The sequence below is a fragment of the Lacibacter sp. genome, from assembly GCF_057361365.1.
Window position 1 is genome coordinate 37,568 of record NZ_JBMQSG010000010.1, and the last position, 21,454, is coordinate 59,021.

11 protein-coding genes are annotated in these 21,454 nt (G+C 40.7%); 9 read left to right on the forward strand and 2 right to left on the reverse strand.

From position 1 onward, the window contains the following. Positions 1-5 precede the first annotated feature (5 nt). Genes ACO1QW_RS08695 through ACO1QW_RS08715 form a run of 5 tightly spaced genes read left to right on the forward strand, consistent with a single transcriptional unit; the run spans position 6 to position 11,299 of the window. The gene (locus tag ACO1QW_RS08695) at positions 6-1,217 is read left to right on the forward strand and encodes a glycoside hydrolase family 88/105 protein (protein WP_486257604.1); all 1,212 of its coding nucleotides are present in this window, start codon (positions 6-8) and stop codon (positions 1,215-1,217) included. A gap of 1 nt (position 1,218) precedes the next feature. Continuing rightward, entirely contained in the window at positions 1,219-4,572 is a 3,354-nt protein-coding gene (locus ACO1QW_RS08700) for a glycoside hydrolase family 2 TIM barrel-domain containing protein (protein WP_486257605.1), read from the forward strand. Then, positions 4,526-5,689 carry a glycoside hydrolase family protein gene (locus ACO1QW_RS08705; protein ID WP_486257607.1) on the forward strand — a complete coding sequence of 388 codons (1,164 nt, stop codon included), beginning with the start codon at positions 4,526-4,528 and terminating at the stop codon, positions 5,687-5,689. The genes ACO1QW_RS08700 and ACO1QW_RS08705 overlap by 47 nt, the downstream gene beginning before the upstream one ends. An 18-nt stretch (positions 5,690-5,707) precedes the next feature. Beyond that, a complete protein-coding gene (locus tag ACO1QW_RS08710; RefSeq protein ID WP_486257609.1) occupies positions 5,708-9,004 on the forward strand; it encodes a glycosyl hydrolase in 3,297 nt (1,098 codons plus the stop codon). 9 nt (positions 9,005-9,013) lie between these two features. Further along, positions 9,014-11,299: a DUF5703 domain-containing protein gene (locus tag ACO1QW_RS08715; RefSeq protein ID WP_486257611.1), complete on the forward strand. Its 2,286-nt coding sequence runs from the start codon at positions 9,014-9,016 to the stop codon at positions 11,297-11,299. A 147-nt stretch (positions 11,300-11,446) separates the two neighbouring features. Here the strand turns inward: ACO1QW_RS08715 and ACO1QW_RS08720 are convergent, their stop codons facing one another. Next, positions 11,447-12,880: a sialate O-acetylesterase gene (locus tag ACO1QW_RS08720; RefSeq protein WP_486257612.1), complete on the reverse strand. Its 1,434-nt coding sequence runs from the start codon at positions 12,878-12,880 to the stop codon at positions 11,447-11,449. Positions 12,881-13,021: 141 nt separating this feature from the next. On the opposite strand from ACO1QW_RS08720, the gene ACO1QW_RS08725 reads away from it, so the two are divergent. Then, positions 13,022-13,945 carry an AraC family transcriptional regulator gene (locus tag ACO1QW_RS08725; protein WP_486257614.1) on the forward strand — a complete coding sequence of 308 codons (924 nt, stop codon included), beginning with the start codon at positions 13,022-13,024 and terminating at the stop codon, positions 13,943-13,945. Between the two features lie 5 nt (positions 13,946-13,950). Here ACO1QW_RS08725 and recN read toward each other — a convergent pair whose 3' ends face one another. Next, positions 13,951-15,603, reverse strand: coding sequence for a DNA repair protein RecN (recN, locus tag ACO1QW_RS08730; RefSeq protein ID WP_486257616.1), 1,653 nt, complete (start codon positions 15,601-15,603; stop codon positions 13,951-13,953). A gap of 568 nt (positions 15,604-16,171) precedes the next feature. Between recN and ACO1QW_RS08735 the strand changes: the two genes are divergently transcribed. Genes ACO1QW_RS08735 through ACO1QW_RS08745 form a run of 3 tightly spaced genes read left to right on the forward strand, consistent with a single transcriptional unit; the run spans position 16,172 to position 21,442 of the window. Continuing rightward, positions 16,172-19,096 carry a SusC/RagA family TonB-linked outer membrane protein gene (locus tag ACO1QW_RS08735; protein WP_486257618.1) on the forward strand — a complete coding sequence of 975 codons (2,925 nt, stop codon included), beginning with the start codon at positions 16,172-16,174 and terminating at the stop codon, positions 19,094-19,096. A gap of 41 nt (positions 19,097-19,137) precedes the next feature. Beyond that, the gene (locus tag ACO1QW_RS08740; RefSeq protein WP_486257620.1) at positions 19,138-20,706 is read left to right on the forward strand and encodes a RagB/SusD family nutrient uptake outer membrane protein; all 1,569 of its coding nucleotides are present in this window, start codon (positions 19,138-19,140) and stop codon (positions 20,704-20,706) included. Positions 20,707-20,755: 49 nt separating this feature from the next. Continuing rightward, complete coding sequence (locus tag ACO1QW_RS08745; protein ID WP_486257622.1) at positions 20,756-21,442, forward strand: hypothetical protein; 687 nt, start codon at positions 20,756-20,758, stop codon at positions 21,440-21,442. Positions 21,443-21,454 lie beyond the last annotated feature (12 nt).

Sequence of the window (21,454 nt, forward strand, 5' to 3'; positions counted from 1 at the left end):
AGTATATGAAAAAGTTACTTGTTTTCACGTTGCTGATTGTTGCATGTACTGCTCATGCGCAGATAGAGTATGCCAAACAAATGGCTGCTACCATTATGAAACAGTACAAGGATTCAATGGTGGTGAAAAAATATGCAAGCCACCTGGAGCAGGATAAACTGCCTGAAGGTAATCGACCTGCCAACTGGAATTATGAAATTGGTGTAGTGCTCATTGGCTTTGAGCGACTGTGGAAGATGACCAATGATCAAACCTATATTGATTATACCAAACATATCGTTGATCATTTTATTACGGCTGATGGAAAGATCCGTACGTATGTGATGGATGAATACAACAGCGACAATATTCCTCCCGGCAGACAGTTGTTGCGTTTGCATCAATTGTATAAAGACGAAAAATATAGAATCGCTGCACAAACATTGCGTGACCAGATCAGCATTCAGCCACGCAACAAAGCCGGAGGCTTTTGGCATAAGCTGAAATATCCTTCGCAGATGTGGTTGGATGGTTTGTATATGATCGAACCATTCTATGCAGAGTATGCAGTTGTTAATAAACAATCGCAGGATTTCAACGATATCATCAACCAGTTTGTATGGATGGAAAAATATAGTCGTGATGCAAAGACAGGTTTATTATATCATGGATGGGATGAAAGTAAACTGCAAGGCTGGGCGAATAAGCAAACCGGAGTATCACCTGAATTCTGGAGCCGCAGCATGGGTTGGTATATGATGGCTCTTGTTGATGTGCTGGATTTTATTCCTGCAACACATCCAAGACGAAAAGAGCTGATCACTATTTTAAATCGGCTATCAACTGCTATTGTAAAATTCCAGGATGCAAAGAGTGGCGTGTGGTGGCAAGTAACTGATAAAGCGAATAAAGAAAAGAACTATCTCGAATCATCAGGCACAGCCATGTTTGTATTTGCATTGGCAAAAGCTCTGCGACTGAATTATATACCTGCAAGTTTCAATGTGCCGTTACAAAAAGCCTATAAAGGAATGATCAACGAATTTGTAACAACAGATGCAAATGGTCAGTATCATTATATACAGGCTGTGGCAGGTGCAGGTTTGGGTGGCATCCCTTATCGTGATGGTACCTATGAATATTACGTAAACGAACCGAGAAGAGATGATGATCTGAAAGCCATCGGTCCGTTTTTGCAGGCATGTATTGAAATGGAGTTGTTGAAAAAGAAAAAATAAAATGAAAGAAAGAAGAAATATAACCACGGAGACACAAAGACACAGAGGTGTAATAAATATTTTCTGGGTATTTCTCAGTGTTCTCAGTGTCTCTGTGGTGCAACCTGTATTTGCACAGTTGGTTGATAAAACACCAGCTGCTGTTCCTGTAGCGCCAAGCATCTTTAACCGTGAGCCGTATGAAGATCCCTATGTGAGCGGTATCAACAGAGATCAATCAAGAGTAACTGCTTATTCGTTTGCAACTGTTGCAGATGCTTTGACTGGCAACAGAAATAAAAGCGGACGTTATCTTTCATTAAATGGTGATTGGGATTTTTCATTTGCGCTAAAACCCGGTGATGAACCCAAAGATTTTTATAAAAGCAAAGTGAGTGGATGGAAGAAGGTCGTTGTTCCTTCCAGTTGGGAAATGCAGGGATATGATAAACCCATTTACAAAAGTGCGGTGTATCCGTTCCGCCCTGTAAATCCGCCGCATGTGCCGAAAGATTATAACGGTATTGGTTGTTATCAAAAAACATTCACTGTTCCTGCTAACTGGAAAGGCATGAATGTTACGCTGCATTTTGGTGGTGTAAGTTCTGCCTATAAATTATGGATCAATGGAAAGTTTGCCGGTTATGCCGAAGATAGTTTTCTGCCAAGTGAATTTAATATCACACCGTATTTGCAGGACGGAGAAAATGTGATTTCTGTTTGGGTGATCCGCTGGAGCGATGGCAGTTTCCTTGAAGACCAGGATCAGTGGCGCATGAGCGGTATTCATCGTGAAGTGTATCTGCAGGCAGAACCTTCCTTGCGTATTGCTGATTTCTTCTATCAGACAAAACTCGATAAAAATTATAAAGATGCGTTGCTGAGCATACGTCCGAGAATTGAAAATTTAACCGGTAAGGATATGCCGGGCTATGTGTTGAAGGCGCAAGTATATGATGCGAACAATCAGCCCGTATTACAGCAATCACTTTTGAAAAAAACAGATGAGATCATCAACGAAATTCATCCACGTTTGGATCGAGTGAAATTTGGCTTGATGGAAACAACCATCAGCAATCCAAAAAAATGGAGCCCTGAAGAACCGAACTTGTATAAGCTTGTGTTGACATTGGAAGACAGTACAGGTAAAGTGCTGGAAGTAAAAACATGCAAACTTGGTTTTCGTTCTATTGAATTCAGAAAGGCTGACAGCAAATTACTCATCAATGGTAAGTTGACTTATTTGTATGGTGTCAATCGTCCGGATCATCATCCAACAAGAGGGAAAGCGTTGACAAGAGAAGATATTCTGCAGGACATCAAGACCATCAAGCAATTCAATTTTAATTGTGTTCGCCTAAGTCATTATCCAAGCGATCCTTATTTGCTGGACTTATGTGATGAGTTTGGTGTCATGGTGATTGATGAAGCAAATTTGGAAACGCATGGTTTGGGTGGAAAGCTTAGTCATGATGCAGCATGGGCCGGTGCTTATGTGGAGCGAATCAGCCGCATGGCTTTGCGTGATAAAAATCATCCCAGCATTATCATGTGGAGCTTGGGTAACGAAGCAGGCAGTGGCCCCAATCATGCAGCGATGGCTGCGTGGATCAAAGATTTTGATATGACAAGACCATTGCATTATGAACCTGCGATGGGCAGTCCAAAGGAAGAAGGGTACGTCGATCCGAGTGATACACGCTATTTAAAAAGCAATGATCATTCGCATCGTATTCAGAATCCGCTTGACCAATATTATGTGGATGTCATCAGCAGAATGTATCCATCTGATTATACAGCACCGCTACTTGTCAATCAAAACAACGGCGATCATCGTCCTATTTTCTTTTGTGAGTATGCACATGCCATGGGCAACAGCGCAGGTAATTTAAAAGAGTTTTGGGATCAGTGGCGCAGCATACCAAGAGTGATTGGTGGTGCCATCTGGGAATTTAAAGATCAAGGGCTGTTGAAAAAAGATTCAGCAGGAGTCGAGTTCTATGCATACGGTGGTGATTATGGTGAACGTTATTTCGACAATTTCACCATCAAGGGTGTTGTGAATGCTGATGGGAAACCCAAAGGCGTGATGTATGAATGTAAACGGCTCTTTCAACCGATACAGGTTGAGTGGAGTGATTCAATAAAAGGATTGATTCGTATCATCAACAGGAGTGAAGTAAAGAATGTAAATGCATACACAGCTTATATTGTTGTGAAGGAAGATGGAAAGATCATTTCCAATCAACAGATAGGCGGTATTGATGTAGCGCCTGCAACAACAGTTGAGTTTCCTGTTTCGAGATGGTTGCCGAAAACAAAAGCAACATCAGAGTATCATGTTGAGTTGAAGTTTGTGTTGCAGAAAGCAGAAGCATGGGCAGAGGCAGGGTTTGAGATCGCAAGTAATCAGTTTCAGTTTGCGAATGATTCCAGACCATTGAAGCAACAAAACTTTACAGCAGCACTTTCTTTTAAAGAAGACGATGTATCCATTCAATTAAAAGGGAAGGGTTTTGCGATCAGTTTCAATAAAGTAAATGGTGCATTGAGTTCTTATGTTCAAAATAACAAGGAGCAATTGAAAACTCCTTTGCTGCCACATTTTACCCGTGCACAAACCGACAATGATAAACGTGGCTGGAAAACACATCGTGTATTAAAACAATGGTATGAAGCTGTTCCAAAACTGGTCAACATCAGTACAGGAAAATTTGATGGAAAAAATGGAAGCAGCATTCTTGTAAAAAGTATTTATTCGCTCCTTCATGATAGTGCAACAGTAACTGTGAGTTATGAAGTTTATGGGAATGGTATCATTCAGATCAACTATGATTTAAAAACGAAACCGGGCTTGCCAAATATTCCAAGAGTAGGGATGCAACTGGGGGTTGAAAGAAGCTATGATCAAATCGAATGGTTCGGCCGTGGCCCGTTTGAAAATTACATTGATAAAAATTATGGAGCTGATGTAGGTATTTACAATTTACCCATCAATGATTTTATGGAGAACTATGTGGTGCCACAGGAAAACGGTAACCGTACCGATGTGCGTTGGATGTATCTCCACAATCAACAATCGAAAGATGGGTTGTTAATTGTTGCTGATAGTTTACTCAGCATGAGTGCCTGGCCTTATACCGAAGAGAATATTCAGAATGCAAAGCATACCAATAAATTGAAAGATGCAGGCTTCATTACACTCAATATTGATCTCATTCAAATGGGTGTGGGTGGTAATGATAGCTGGAGCGAAGTGGCAGCGCCATTGGAGCAATACCAGATCAAAGCAAAAAATTATCAATACAGTTTTTATTTAGTTCCGTTCAATGCAAAAAAGAAATCAGCAGGTGAAAGAGCAAAAGAAATTAAATAGTAGTTTGAACTACAAAGGCAGAAAGGCACAAAGATGCACAAATTTTTTCTTCGTGTTCCTTAGTGCGCTTAGTGCCTTCGTGGTTCATGCGCAAGTGCCACAGGAGGTGATGCAACAGATTTATGAAGAAGTAAAAACGCCTTTCAAATACGGTCTCGTGGTTACACCTGATAACGATACGAAGAAAATTGATTGTCCATCTGTGTTTCGCAAAGGCAAGTATTGGTACATGACCTATATTCAATTCGATGGCCGTGGTTATGAAACATGGATCGCAAAGAGCAAAGACTTGTTAGAATGGAAAACATTGGGCAAGATCATGAGTTTTTCTGATACAGCTGATTGGGATAATAATCAGAAAGCAGGTTATATCGCTTTGCAGAATACAAAATGGGGGGGCAATTACAAGCTGGAAAAATATCAAAAGAAATACTGGATGAGTTATATCGGTGGTAAGGATCGTGGATATGAATCAGGCCCTTTGGCAATCGGTATTGCCAACACAACCAACGATCCAACCAAACCACATGAATGGAACAGGTTACCACAAGCCGTATTAGGTTCAACTGATAAAGATGTGCGTTGGTGGGAAAATAGGAAATTATATAAGAGCACTATCATCCGTGACAAAAACAAAATACTCGGCAGCGAATTTATCATGTACTATAATGCCAATGGCGACAGCAGCGGCAACAAACCCAAGTGGCGTTGGTTTGAACGTATAGGCATGGCCGTAAGTGATGATATGGTTACATGGAAACGTTATAATGCCGATCCGGTGATGGAACACGGCGTAGGCATTACCGGCGATGCAGTAATTCAAAAAATCAACGATGTGTGGGTGATGTTTTATTTTGGTGCATTCTGGGAAAGCAGACCAAAAGAGACTTTCAATCGTTTTGCCTGCAGTTACGATTTAGTGAACTGGACGGATTGGAAGGGAGATGATCTTATCAAGTCATCCGAACCTTACGATGCCAAATATGCGCACAAGAGTTTCGTGGTAAAATGGAAGGGTGTTGTTTATCATTTCTATTGTGCCGTTAATAACAAAGATCATCGTGGAATTGCGGTGGCTACTTCGGTTGACAAAGGAAAGAGTAAATTGCAATTCTAAACAGGCGGTTGTTGCTATATGCGAAAAAAAATCCTTCATACATATTTTCTGTTGTTTGCATTGGTTGCTTCAGTGCAACTATCTGCGCAAACAATAGAGCAACGCTTTCTCAATCCACCTCAATCAGCAAAGCCCTGGGTGTTTTGGTACTGGATGCATGCCGCTGTTTCAAAAGAAGGCATTACTGCCGATCTTGAAGCAATGAAAGAAGTGGGCATTGGTGGTGCATATTTAATGCCCATCAAGGATACAGCACATCGTATCCCTTTTCAACCAACCGTTCGTCAACTATCTCCTGAGTGGTGGGCCATGGTGAAGTTTGCCATGCAGGAAGCCAAACGTTTGGATCTACAGTTAGGCATGCACGTGAGCGATGGCTTTGCGTTGGCAGGTGGCCCATGGATCACACCCGAGCTGAGTATGCAAAAACTTGTTTGGACGAAAACCTATGTTGCGTCAGGTTCAAATGAAAAGATCAATTTATCACAACCCGAAGGCAAAGAAAATTATTATAAAGACATTGGAGTGTATGCTTACCCTGCTGTAAGCAGTGCTGCATTTTCCGAAGTAGTATTAGTGCCATCTGTTACTACAAGCAATGGCACCAGAGCATCTTTTCTTTCATTTGAAAGCAGCGGTAATCAAAGTTTTAAAAGCGACAGCAGTTGCTGGATACAGTATAAATATCCAAAACCGTTTACCTGTCGTTCGCTGCGCATTAAAACAGGCGGCAATTCTTACCAGGCACATCGTTTATCCGTTTACGTAAGTGATGATGGCGATGAGTTTAAAAAAGTGCACCAACTGCAGGCGCCACGCCATGGTTGGCAGGATGCTGATGAAGATGTAACACATACTATTCTTGAAACAACAGCTCAATATTTCCGATTTGTATATGAAAAGCAGGGAAGCGAACCTGGTTCAGAAGATCTTGATGCGGCTAAATGGAAACCATCGTTGAAAGTGATGGGAATTTATTTGAGTGATGAACCGATGATAAATCAATATGAATCGAAGAATGGTTCTGTGTGGCGTGTGAGTGCTGCAACAACAAAAGAGGAAGTGCCTGTTGGTGCGGCTGTTCAACTGAAGAACATCATCAACTTAACAGGCAAGATGGATGCAGATGGTAATCTTAACTGGAAAGCACCTGCGGGTAATTGGGTGATCGTTCGCATTGGTCATACATCAACCGGTCATACAAATTATACAGGAGGTGCAGGTTTAGGTTTGGAAGTTGACAAGTTCAATGCAAAAGCAGTGAAGCTGCAATTCGATAACTGGTTTGGAAAAACATTTGCACAAGATCCTGCGCTGGCGAAACAAGTATTGAAAGTGTTTCATGTGGATAGTTGGGAGTGTGGCAGTCAGAACTGGGGAGCAAACTTTGCTGCAGAGTTTAAGAAACGAAGAGGATACGATCTGATGCCTTACTTATTAGTGATGGCAGGCATACCAATAGAAAGCGCAGATAAGTCAGAAAAAGTATTGCATGATGTACGTACCACAATTGCTGAGTTGGTGAATGATGTGTTTTACAACACGTTGAAAAAGGAAGCGCATGAATTGGGTTGCAGTGTAAGTGCAGAAGCGATTGCACCAACGATGGTTAGTGATGGTTTGATGCATTATAAACACAGTGATCTGCCGATGGGTGAATTTTGGCTGAATAGTCCCACACACGATAAACCAAATGATATGCGTGATGCCATCAGTGGTGCACATATCTACGGTAAGAAAATTATCCAGTCCGAATCGTTTACAACTGTGAGGATGGATTGGAGCGAACATCCCGGCAGTTTGAAAGTAGTGGGCGACCGCAATTTTGCATTGGGCATTAATAAAATGGTGATGCATGTATTTGCACATAATCCATTTCTTGATCGTAAGCCCGGTGTAACACTTGATGGAGTGGGTTTGTATTATCAACGTGATCAGACATGGTTCAAACAAAGCAAAGCTTGGATCGATTATATTACCCGTTGCCAGGCGTTGTTACAAATGGGCGATCCTGTTGTAGATGTTGCGGTGTTTACAGGTGAAGAAGTCCCCCGTCGTTCGGTATTGCCCGATCGTTTGGTGAACACATTGCCCGGCATTTTTGGTAAAGAAAAAGTTGAAGCGGAAAAGAAACGATTGGAGAATAAAGGTCAGCCGCTGCGACAAATACCCGATGGTGTAACACATTCGGCTAACATGGCCGACCCCGAAAACTGGATCGATCCGTTGAATGGATATACCTACGATTCGTTTAACCCCGATGCATTGATGATGATGCAGGTGAAGAATGGAAGAGTTGTATTGCCGGGTGGAGCAAGTTACGGTGTGTTGGTGATTCCGGGTAAGATGTTATTGAATCCAAACCCAACGATGAATGCTGCTGTACAAAAGAAATTACAACAACTTGCTAAAGCAGGTGCAAAAATTGTGATCGATCAGCAATGGATGAAGTTGTTTGGTAATAATAAGAATGTTGTTGCTGCGCCGTATATGGATAGCACGTTTGAAAAACTGGGAGTGAAGAGGGATGTGGAGATATTGAAGGGAAGAAATTCAATTGCATGGACGCATCGGAGAACTGCTGAAGAAGATATCTATTTTTTTTCGAACCAGACTTCGAAAGAAGTTATTGTTGAAGCAGCAGTTAACGAAATAAATAAACAGCCATTTCTTTTTGATCCGAAACATGCAGCTTCGTTCAAATTCCGATACGGCCAAATGAAAAACAATAAAACCCAATTGTTATTGATATTACCGGCGCATGGATCCACATTTATTGTTTTTCGTAAAACAGACAAAAGGGTATTGCTAAGCAATTCTTTGCCTGAAGGAGTTTATCAGGAGGATACTTTGAAAACCGGTTGGCAAATTCAATTTGATAAAAGTTATGGAGGTCCGGAAGAAAAAATTAAACTTGATAGTTTGAAAAGCTGGACTCAATTCTCTGACCCGGCAATAAAGTATTATTCAGGTACAGCGATTTATTCGAATACCTTTCAATGGAACCGAAATCCGGAAAACAGTTATGTAATACTCCAGATAGATTCTGTGTACAGTTTAGCAACTGTAAAAGTGAATGGGATTGACTGTGGTACAATCTGGACATATCCTTATTCTGTTCAGATTTCAAAGGCACTCAAACAAGGAACCAATAAGATTGAAATCATCGTGACAAATACCTGGCATAATCGTTTAATAGGTGATGATCTTGTTCCGGTTGAAAAAAGAATTACATGGACAACAGCACCATTCCGATTAAGGGGAAAGCATTTGCAACCGGCAGGTCTTGTAGGAACTATTCAATTACGCTATTGATCATAATCAATGAAAAAGTTTTTTCTGTTCTTTTTTCTTTTAATCACTGTTTCTGTTACTGCACAACAGAATTACGATGTTGTTTGGACTACACAAAGCAACAATGCATCCGAATCGATGCCCTGCGGTGCTGGCGATATTGGTATGAATGTATGGGTAGAAAAAGGCGAACTTTTCATTTATGTTGCACGCAGCGGAAACTTTGATGAGAACAATGCATTGATGAAGAGCGGAAGAATCAAAGTAAAACTTTTTCCTAATCCATTTTTCGGAACAAACTTTAAACAGCAATTGCATTTACAGCAAGGATATGTAACAGTAGAAGGAGAAGCGAATGGCATCCAGGCAACAGTCAGAATTTGGGCTGATGTATTCAAACCAGTTGCACATATCGATATCAATAGCAACAAAAAAATAAACGTTGAAGCGGCATACGAAAGCTGGCGGTATCGTGATCGCATAATAACTACACGTGAAAATTGGGGTAACTCCTGGAAATGGGGAGCATCCAAAAACAATGTGTACAAAAAGGATCTGATCGACTTCAACGACAACAACGTATTGTTTTACCATCACAACAGCAGCGAAACCATTTTTGATGCTGTGGTGAAGCAGCAAGGAATGGAATCTGTGAAAGAGCAGTTGTATAACCCAATCAAACAACTGGCATTTGGTGGTTTGTTTGGCGGAAAGAATTTTATTACTGCGGGAACGGATACAGGGTCGTATACTCAAACTGATTTCAAAGCATGGATATTAAAAAGCAGATCAGCAGCAAAACAACATGCATTGCAACTTGTGTTGTACAATGCACAAGTGAACAACATAGATACATGGAAACAATCAGTTGATTCGTTACAACAAAAAGTAAAAGCCGATAAAACTGCTTTTCAACAATCGCAACAATGGTGGAAGCAATTCTGGAGCAGAAGTTTTATTGAAGTTGATCCTGCAAAAAAAGATCAACGTTCGTGGGAAGTTGGCCGTAACTATCAAATTTTCCGTTACATGCTCGCTTGTAATGCGAAGGGCGAGTGGCCAACGAAATTCAACGGCGGGTTGTTTACAGTTGATCCTGGTTATACTGATTCAGTCAACAAAAGACTGACGCCTGATTACCGCAACTGGGGAGGAGGTCTGCATACTGCACAAAATCAACGCCTGGTTTATTTTCCTATGATCAAAGCGGGAGATTGGGATCTGCTGCAACCTCAACTCAACTTTTATTTACGTCTTCAAAAAAATGCTGAGTTAAGAAGTAAAGTGTATTGGAATCATGCAGGTGCTTGTTTTACGGAGCAGATGGAAAATTTTGGTCTGCCCAACTTCGCTGAGTATGGAACAAAACGTCCCGATTATTTTGATAAAGGTGTTGAATACAATGCATGGCTCGAATATGAATGGGATACGGTGTTTGAATTTTGTTTGATGATGTTACTGGAGGAAGAGTACACCGGCAAAGACATCAGCGATAAAATTCCTTTTATCATCAGTTGCCTGCAATTCTTTGATGAACATTATCAATTACTCGCCAAGCAAAGAGGAGCAAGGACGTTTGATGCGAATGGACATTTAGTATTTTTTCCCGGCAGTGCTGCGGAAACATTTAAGATGGCGAACAATTCAGTAACAACTGTTGCCGCATTGCAAACAATCATCAAACAATTGCTTCCCAAAAATTTATCGGTTGAGCAAAAGCAATACGTTGAGTCGTTACAAAAACGTATTCCACCACTTAGCTATCAGCAATTCAACGGTAATACAACCATTGCGCCTGCAAAAACATGGGAACGAATCAACAATGTCGAATCGCCGCAATTGTATCCTGTATTTCCGTGGGGAATATTTGGTGTCGGCAAACCGGGTCTGGATACCGCATTGAATACATGGCATTACGATACATCGGTAATCAAATTCCGTACTCATATTGGCTGGAAGCAGGATAATATCTGGGCTGCACGGTTAGGCCTAACCGAAGAAGCATGGCGATTGACTTCATTAAAACTGCAAAACAGCGAACGACGTTTCCCTGCTTTCTGGGGACCGGGTTATGATTGGGTACCCGATCATAACTGGGGCGGTAGTGGTATGATTGGTTTGCAGGAAATGTTATTGCAGACGGATGGTCAAAGGATTCTCTTATTTGCTGCATGGCCCAAAGAAAAAGATGTACACTTTAAATTACATGCACCTAACAACACAACGATTGAAGCGGAATTGAAAGATGGAAAACTTGTTAAACTGATCGTGTTACCTAAGGAACGAAAGAAAGATGTGGAGTTGATGTTGAAGTAAACACAGCATCTGACGTCCTCGTCTGATGCGTTATAGAAATAAGAAACGCTGACAGTTTTATAAGCTGTCAGCGTTTCTTTTATTCGTCATACAGGGCGTCAGACGAGAAACATCCTCTGAGCCTCTGTGTCTCTGTGGTTCAAGCTATCACCAATCATCACTTCTAAAACTGCTAACAGGAAATCCTTCCACACTAAACAGATCACCCACCACAAAATCTTTAAACGCATAACGCACAGCAACCGGTTCTTTCACATCCGGAGATGAAACAACAATTGTTCCTCCGCTGATCAATGCTTTTGCAGGACGATAAACTTTATTACTGCCAGACACTTCAAACAAAAGCAATGGTTTTCCATAAGCTGTTAAACCATTAGCAGCATTGCTGAATTTGATGGTAACAGTGTTGCCACTGATTGAAATTGATTCGTAAGCCGGGCTTTCACTGGCAAAACCTTTCAATCCATATGTTTTTGCTAACGCCATATACGCTAAGCGTTTACTGCCTGCTTCTTTGTCCATCGGGTGAATGCCAAACTCTTCGCCTATATCCATCAATACCGCCATGCCGCTGTTGGGAATTTTTGCTACAGCTTTGCGTTGCGCATCACGGAGGTAAGCGGAGTTGTTATTGTTGATATTTACTGCTGCGAAGTTGTTATAATTATAAGGTGCTATCTGGCAGAAGTAAAAAGGAAAATCACCTTGTCCGCTCTGTGCACGAATCTGTTTTACAAATGCAGGAAACAATGTTTCATATTGCTGCGGGCGATCATTATTACTTTCACCCTGGTACCACAAACAACCTTTAATAGCGTAACCAAGAAACGCACCTAACATACCATTATATAAAACAGTCGCATTACGATTATTCAATCGTGCAGTGTCCGTTGCAGCAGATACTTTAATTTCAGGAAATGCTTTTAATGTTTCTGCATCCATAAATGCCTCAACCGGTGAACCTCCATAGCTGATGTTTACAATACCAATTGGAACCTTCAAACGTTCCTGCAAAATTTTTGCAAAGTAATAAGCGGTTGCGCTGAAATTGCTTACTGCTTCAGGCTCTGCCGATTTCCATACAGAAGCTTTCGTTGTATCCTGCGCCGTGCGTTGCACTGAACGGGGCACAGTGTATAAACGTATCTGGTCGTTCGTAGAGTTGAAGATGGCATCGTTGGCGCCAAGAATCGGTTGGTCACGAAAGCCTTTCATCGGCATTTCCATATTGCTTTGGCCGCTGCATAACCATACTTCACCAAGCAATACATTTTTCAGTGTTACAGCTTCACCATCGCTAACTGTAATAGTATAAGGGCCGCCTGCCTGTATTGTTTTTACTTTCAATTTCCATTTGCCGGTAGCATCAGTTTTTGCACTGTAGCTGGCTTTGTTCCACGAAGTATTCACTTTTACTGTGCTCCCGGCTTTAGCCCAACCCCAGATAGCAGCATCGGTTTGTTGCTGCAAAACCATGCCATCGCTGAAAAAATAAGGGAGTTTAATGGCTGCGTTAACGGTTACTTGCTGAACTAACAGTACAGCTAAAACGAAACAAAAGCGAAGTGTATTCTTTATCATGGCAAATAATAGATTGTTGAAACGAATATACTGTTTTAGCTTTTTTGCCCGTCATGCACTTACATGACAATCGTTAGCTTTATAAACGGTTGAGTTGGAAAATTTCTTTTTAGTAATTTTCCGGAAGTTATACGCTTGCACATGAAAGAAAACAAAGAAGGTTCACATAAGAATATTTGGTACGGCCTCGGCAGGCAGCGTATTGAAATACCCAAGACCATTTTGAAATCGAGGGTGATGGGTAACTCTTTGCTCAGGCATTTGCATGTTTGTTCCATTGGCTATTATCCCAAGGCAAAAGATCATTATACCTATCGTAAAAAGGGATTGGCTGAAAATTTTTTGTTTTACTGTGTGGATGGGCATGGCTTTTTTCAACTGGGTAAACAACGTTACGAAGTAGGGCCGAATGAGTTTTTTATTCTTCCGCAAAATGTAGAGCATTCATACGGCAGCAGTCCCGATCATCCATGGACGATTTACTGGATTCATTTTGGCGGAGATTCTTTACCGCAGTTTAATGAAGTGCAGGAAATACAGAAGCATTTTAAGCCGGTGTATGTAAAAAATAACGGCGAAATACTTCCCATCTTCACCAAGATTTATAAAACACTTGAATTAGGTTATAGTATCGATAACCTGTTGTTTGCAAACATGTGTTTATCGCATTTTCTCACTTTGTTTGTTTATAATTCAAGACATTATTCAGGCACCAATACTGATAAGATCGACTGTGTTGATAGTGCCATTCTCTTTATGCAGGAGCATATCAATAATAATATTTCATTGAATGATTTGAGTAAGCAATACAATTATTCTGTTTCGAGGTTTTCAAACCTGTTCAAACAAAAAACAGGTTATGCACCTATTGATTATTTTTTGCAGATGAAAATGCAGAAGGCTTGTCAGCAATTAGATTTCAGCGATCGTTCAATAAAAGATATTGCTTTCAGTATGGGTTTTGATGATCCGTATTATTTCTCGAAAAGGTTTCGAACCATCATTGGCATGTCGCCAAAGAAATACCGTACCAGAAGAATTGACGAAGCGAAAGCAAATATGTAAGGGTTTTATCCCATCACCATTTCCTTTGCAGTAACAAGCGACGAGTCGGTTGGCTTTTCGCCACTGAGCATTTTTGCTACTGCTTCAATTTGTTCTTCTCTATTCAGTAAGCGGATCTTTGTTTTGATCACTGATTTTTCTTCCTGCTTGTAAACAAAATAATGAGCGGTTGCTTTTGCCGCAATCTGGGGAAGATGTGTAATGGTGATCACCTGTTGACGATCGGCCAGTTCTTTTAATAAGATACCTACTTGTTTTGCCGCTTCACCACTGATACCTGTATCGATCTCATCAAACAACATAGTCGAAAGTGAAATCTTTTCAGCAACAAGCGATTTAATGCATAACATCAACCGACTTAACTCACCCCCACTTGCAACTTTGCTGATGAGCTCAAAGCGATTGCTTTTATTCGCATCAAATAAGAAGTCGATATTGTCAATGCCATATTGGTTAAGCTTTGTATTTGCAAGCTCAACTTTCAATCGGGCATTGGGCATGCCCACACGCCCAAGCAAATCATTTACCTGGCGTGTAAACGGCTCTATATGTTTTTTGCGCTCTTCATGAATCACAGCCGCTTCTTTTTCTAATTGCTTCTGTTGAGCGGCAACCTCTTTTTCTTTTGTCGAAATATTAGTGCCAAGATCAGCAACCGATTGCTGTTGCAGTTGTAATTGTTCAAGCAATACCAGTAATTCATTGGTAGTGTGCAAGCCATGTTTTTTCTGCAGCTTGTAACCCAGTTCCACACGTTCGTTCAACTGCTGTATTCTTGCTTCATCAACACTGATGCTGTTCTGCAAGTGATCAAGTTCCGATGCAATATCACTCAATTCAATTTGTGCTGATTGTAAACGTTCGCTGATAAATGAAAGATCAGCATGCATGTCTTTGTACTGCTGCAACCGTTGCAATACAATTTTTAATTGCTGCACCACCGGTGTATCACCTTCTTTTAAGAATTGCACCGATTCTGAAAGTACAGATGCGATGTTTCCTGCATTGCTCAACAATTTCAGTTCCTGCTCAGCATCTTCCAGTTCGTTTTCTTTGAACGATGCCTGTTCTAATTCATCCAATAGAAACTGGCGGTAGTCCTCTTCTTTTTGTTGCTGTTGTTGCAGTTCTTTTAATTGATGCAATTCACGTTGCAGCTTTGCAAAGCGGAGATATTGCTGGCGGTATTGCTCTACACGTGAGCTATTGTCAGCTAATGCATCCAGCACTTCACGTTGAAAATCTTCGTCACCTAATTCCAATGTGTCGAATTGCTGGTGCAAATCAACTAAAGCTGAAGTAAGTTCTTTCAGCTGTGTAAGATTAACCGGCGTATCATTAATAAATGCCCTCGATTTTCCGTTTGGCGAAAGTTCACGGCGAAGGATCAATTCATCTTCTTCATCAATTTCATTTTGCTGCAACCAGTTTTTAATGAGGTGGTTATTTTTATTGAACAAAGCTTCCACCACACATTTTTTGTCGGCGTTACGCAACGCACTGCTATCGGCCCGGTTGCCCAACACCAATCCCAAGGCACCCAGGAGAATAGATTTACCTGCACCGGTTTCGCCGGTAATGATATTTAATCCCTGTTGAAATTCAACGTTCAACTGGTCAATGATCGCAAAGTTTTGTATGGAAAGTTTCGTCAGCATATACCAGTCAAAACTAAATGAAATAGGGCAAACTAAAGCGGCAGGTTTATAAATGAACGAACAGCTTCCGGGCATTAAAAAAACTGTGACAAAAACGACAAGTTGTAACGCCTGAACAATCCTTTTTTACCAAAAGCAATTGAAAATTTCCCGTTTCACATAAAATCAAAAAAAATGAACAACCGTTTGCGCACTGTTTTCAACCGTTTGCGCAGTATGTGCACAGTTCCGGGGGGTTGGAGAGATAGTAACACAACTCTAAATTTGGTTAACAAGCATCAGAGAACAACACAAATGTTTTGTGATGCTAAAAAAGATAACGATTAACAACGATTGCGCTTTCTCAGATGATTTTTTGGTTAACTGCTGCATGCTTGCAAAAAAAATCAACTGCATTGTCAACAGTTGATTTGCGAAAGGAGAGGAAGGTTGCGTTGACTGTTTTTCGAAAATTAATCGAATGAATTCTCTTACATAACAAGTGTAAGAACGGCTGATGGAGATAGCAGAGGATGTTTTTATAGTAAGCAATTGCTCTGCGGTTTTAAACCTAACTAACTAATTAAACATGAACAAGCGAGTGACTCTGGCTGCACAAGCCCAGAAGTGCGTCCTTTCTGTATTAGCATTCATCACAGTATTGGGTGCAACAGCTCAAACCGATACATCTTCTGCTTTAAAAGATTCAGTAATTGTTATTGGTACAAACGGCGTAAAACTCCAACAGGCTTCAGCTGGTCTTAGTGATATAAACCAGGTGCCACTTAAAATCATTCAAAAGCAACCGGTGCTGTCGGTGCAGCAAATGTTGAAAGGAAATGCAGCCGGTGTTTATGTACAGGAGCCAAGCGGCGAACCCGGTACAGAACAGAATATATTTATTCGTGGAATTTCTTCACCACTGTTAAGCAAGCGTGAGTTGTTCGATCAGCAGGCGGCTGTATTTTTGAATGGTATTCCTCTTGTGCAGGATAACCCTTTCGCTTACGAAATTCAGAAATATGATTTTAACCGTATTGGGCCTGCCACCAATCTACTTTCTTCAATCAATTTGGATAATATTGAATCGATTGAAGTAATAAAAGATCCTGCAGTGCTGGCTAAACTTGGGCCAATAGCAACAAACGGTGCAATCTGGATCACCACTAAGAACGCACATTCAGGTTACAGGGAAATTTCGTTCAACAGTTATTATGGCTTTGCACAAACGCCTTCAGTAACTCCGGTTAATGCTGCATACGAAAATAATTTCCGTAAACCGTTTTACGATCGTTTTGGAACAATTGCCGACAGGTTAAATTATCCTCCTTATTTACGTGATTCAACAAACGCCGATTATTATGGTCCTGCCAACTGGATCGACAATTATTATAAAAATACACCCCTTTATAATGTTGATTTGAGTTTAACCGGTGGATCAGAAAGAGCCAACTTCCGTTTTTTTGGTGGAGCTACAAAAAATGCATCAAGTGCCGATGAAACTTCGATCAACCGTTATACAGGTTCATTCTTTATTAACGCTGCACCTATTAAATGGCTGATGGTTTCAAGCATGATCACTTACAATCGCCTGGAACGTACACGCAACCGTAATATTCGTGACCGCCTCGCTGAACAACGTTATCTCCCTGATCTTACCAATCCGCTTACACCCAATAAGTCTTTATACAGTTCTTACTTAAATGAATTCAATAAAGCGATTGACGATAATATATCAAATGTTATCCAGGGTTACTTCGCTCTATCGGCCGATCTCAACAAGTTCGCCTACAATGGTCGTATTGCTTTCGATTATAATGAAGGTATACGTGATGCATTCTGGCCAACTACATTATTGGAGAAGAACAATTTCGTGTCGAATTATTTTGGCTATAACCAACGTGTTGTTGTCAGCAATACTCTATCGTATAAAGTGAACATAAGTAGCAAGCAGAAATTAGTACTTGAAGCTGGCCAGAATTTTATGGCTGACACTTACAAGTATGATTATGCTTATGCTTACAATGGTCCTAACGATTTTGTAAAGATCAATGTAGTTAATGGAGATCCCAATGCTGCTGATTACTTATTGCCCGCAGCATTCAGAGTTAATTACTTCCCCAGTAAGATGCGTTCAGCATTAGCCTCTTTCTCCGGTAATGCAATCTATTCATTTAATGATGTATTGAAACTGCATGCTGTTGTGAGCAGGGATGGTTCTTCGAATATGCAACCTGATAATCGCTGGACAACAAATTTTTCAGGTCGGGCAGAATGGGATATTAAAAAACAATTTCCTGGAAAGTTAAAAAACATCAATGTCTTTACTGCAACAGCTTCATGGGCACGCCTTGGAAGACTGTTAAATGACGACAGGTTTAATGCGGGAGCACAATACCGTGTAGATATGGGTTGGGGTAGCGAACCCACTTTGGGATCGTATGTAGGGATGCCTGGTATTTCAAGACCTTATACAAGCGGGTGGATTGGTTATGGCATGCCATGGGCTTACAGCGATCAATTGAATATTGCATTGCGATTAACAACACTACAAAACCGTTTAAAAATTGCACTCGACATTTATAACAGGGACGATAAAGAAATGTTGTTGCCTGTTCCTGTGCCTGTTGAGTGGGGCTACACAAGTGCCTATAAAAACGGAATGCATGTACGCAATAACGGAATTGATCTTACAGTAACTGCGGATCTTTTACCTGCTGAATTAAATACTGTAAGCTGGAATTTTGGAATCAACCTCAATTACAATAGCAATAAGCTGAAAGCTTTGCCCGGCGGTTTGCAACAACTGATCATCGGTAATAACAAACTGGAAGTAGGCAAACGCATTGATGCATTTTGGATTCTTTTAAACAATAAAAACGGATCAGCTTACCCACCGTCAGGTGTGGCGTTAACCTACAGAGGTGTTCCTTTGAAATCAGGTGATCCAAACTGGGTAAATGTAAATGGCGATGCGGTGATAAACGATGATGACAAAGTATTAAGAGGTAATTACATTCCTAATGTAAGTGGAGGCTTCAGTAATTCCATCGGTTATAAATCATTTACACTTGATGCACAGTTTTATTTCGTACTTGGTCGCAACGTATTAAACCAATATGCATCATCACGCCTCGATTTTATAAATGTTGAAGCAAGCAATAACATCAACTCTGTAAAAGAAGTTACGTTCTGGGAAAAGAAAATGGATCTGTCAACTTACCCTATGTATAATCCATGGAGTGCAGTTGTCCCTTATCGTTTGGAACAGGATCTATTCCTTGATGATGCTTCGTTCTTAAAACTTCGTTCTCTTTCACTCAGTTATAACTTAAAAACGAAGAGAAGCAAATCGCTCACAAGTTGTGTGTTTTATATAACAGGCACCAACCTGTTTACCATTACGCCGTTTAAAGGAGATGATCCTGAACTCGTGAATTACAATGGTATTTACACCGGCTATGGCTTACCACTGTCACGCACATTCATTACCGGTGTAAGATTAGGATTATAAGAAACAGAAATTGTTCAAAATAACCAGGAAACTTGAAGTTTATGTCAGTAACAACAAACAAGGTGATAAGCATTGGAAAAACACTAATGCTTGCAACAGGGTTGGTGCTTTTCATGGGAGCTTGTAATAAGCAGCTGGACATTCAATCGTCTCGCCAGGCCGATGAAAAAGGGCATTGGGATACTTATGAAGATGCAAGAAGTGGTTTAATTGGTTTATATGGATTATTGCGTGCAGCAGTTGCAGATAATAATGCGCACTGGATGTGGGGTGAATTAAGAAACGGCGATTTCCAATCGGTGGTTCGTCCCGATCTGAAAGCAGTGATTGAAGGAAATCTTAATGCATCTTTTCCAACAATTGAAGCTGTTACCAACTGGCGTCGTTTTTATGCAGTCATCAACGCAAGTAATTTGTTTATTGAACGTGTGGCAGGTTGCAAGGCCGATCAGCGTTACACTGAATCGTATTACAAACTTGATGTTGCGCAGGCAAGAGCTATCCGTGCATTCACTTATTTCTACATGGCAAGAATATGGGGCGATGTTCCGCTTATTGTAAATACAAAAGAAGGAAGCTTCGATGAACTTCCCCGCAACAGCCAGGCCGCAGTTCTTTCTTTTGCTGAGCAGGAATTGACGCAGGTTGCAGGTAATCTTCCTTTCCTTTATTCAGGTATTGATCCTGCACAATTATTTCCCAACAACTATTATGGCTATACATCATCACAATGGTTAAATGCACCCATTACAAGACTTGCAGCTTATGCAATACTTGCACATATTGCTGCATGGCAAGGTCGTTATATTGATGTGGCTGTTTATACAGAGTATGTGGTGAACAATGCAAGCAAAAGCAATCTTTCACTTGTATCAACATCAACACTTGTATCAAACTTGTTTAACAGCGGTGTAAATAATAACTATAACCAATTGATTGGTTTTGGGTTTAACCGCAACCTTGGTGAAACCACTTCAGAAGGACATATCGAGCAACTCACATTGGCAAATACAACACTTTACCCAATGTCGAAACAGTTGCCTGAAATATTTGTTCCAAAAGATTCTATTGCTGCTGCATTTCCAAGAACAAATGGTGCAACCGATCAACGATTTGGTGTTGATCCCAACACAGTGCAGCAGGTAATTTATACCAACTACTTTGAAAACTATAATGCAGCAGTTCCTGTGTTTAAAAAGATTAGAGTGGTTGATGGCAATGTAGGGAACACGGGACAGTTTGCAGTATTCAATTCGTCCATTGTATTTACACGTCTTGAAGAAATAAAATTATTGCGTGCCGAAGCATTAGCAGTGTTAGGAGAAACCGATGCTTCTTACCAGGAATTAAATGGTATCAGAACCAACCGTGGTCTTGCATCTATTTCACCATCGCCTTCAAGAGATCTGCTTTCAGAAGTGTTTGCTGAAAGAAGAAGAGAATTAATGGGTGAAGGATGGAGATGGTACGACCTCGTTCGCTTCAACAGGTTAAAACGTACGAATCCTGCTTTCAATCAATTGATCGATAGAGGCGGTATTTACTGGCCAATTGCACAGGAAGTGTTGAACAGGAATTCAAAGATCACGCAAAACACTTATTGGCATTAAGCAGGAAGTTGAAACCAAAAACTTTTTCAAAAAAGAAAAATTGCACAGAATGAGTTTTATAAGAAAAAATTATTTGTTGCTGGCTGCAGGGGTGTTGATGGCAGTTGCATTAATGAGCTGCAGCAAGACCGACAAAACTTATTACGACTACAACAACACTGCAGGTACATTCAAGGGAACTACTTACGATTACCTTACTGCCCAAACTGGCTTGTATGATTCGTTGTTGTTTGTTGCAAATCGTTTAACGGGCCTTGCCGAAGCATTAAAGACGGGCAACATTACGTTGTTTGCTGCCAATAACAGGAGTTTTGAACTGGCACTGTTTAACATTAACCAGGCACGCAAAGATTCTATTCCTGTAATGCCGCAGGTTTCATTGGCAACAATTGATTCGGCAGTGCTGGATTCATTCGTTTGCCGCTATTTTATTCCGGGTGTACAACATACCGACAGTCTTAAAGGATTTACCGATGGCAAGCTGTATGCATCGTATCGCTACGGTTACAACATGCAGTTGCAATATGTAGCAACAAACGCTTCGGGTTATTTAGGCGGAGGACCTAAAGCTATTACATTCAGCGATCCACGTAATTCAATTTTCACACGTAACTGGGTAAGAGTAAATACTATCACAGTTGATATAAAAACATCAAACGGTATGCTGCACCTGTTACCCGCCGGCCACGACTTTGGATTTGGAAACGATTTTATTAAACGAGTGAATAAACGATAAGGTTTATTGATC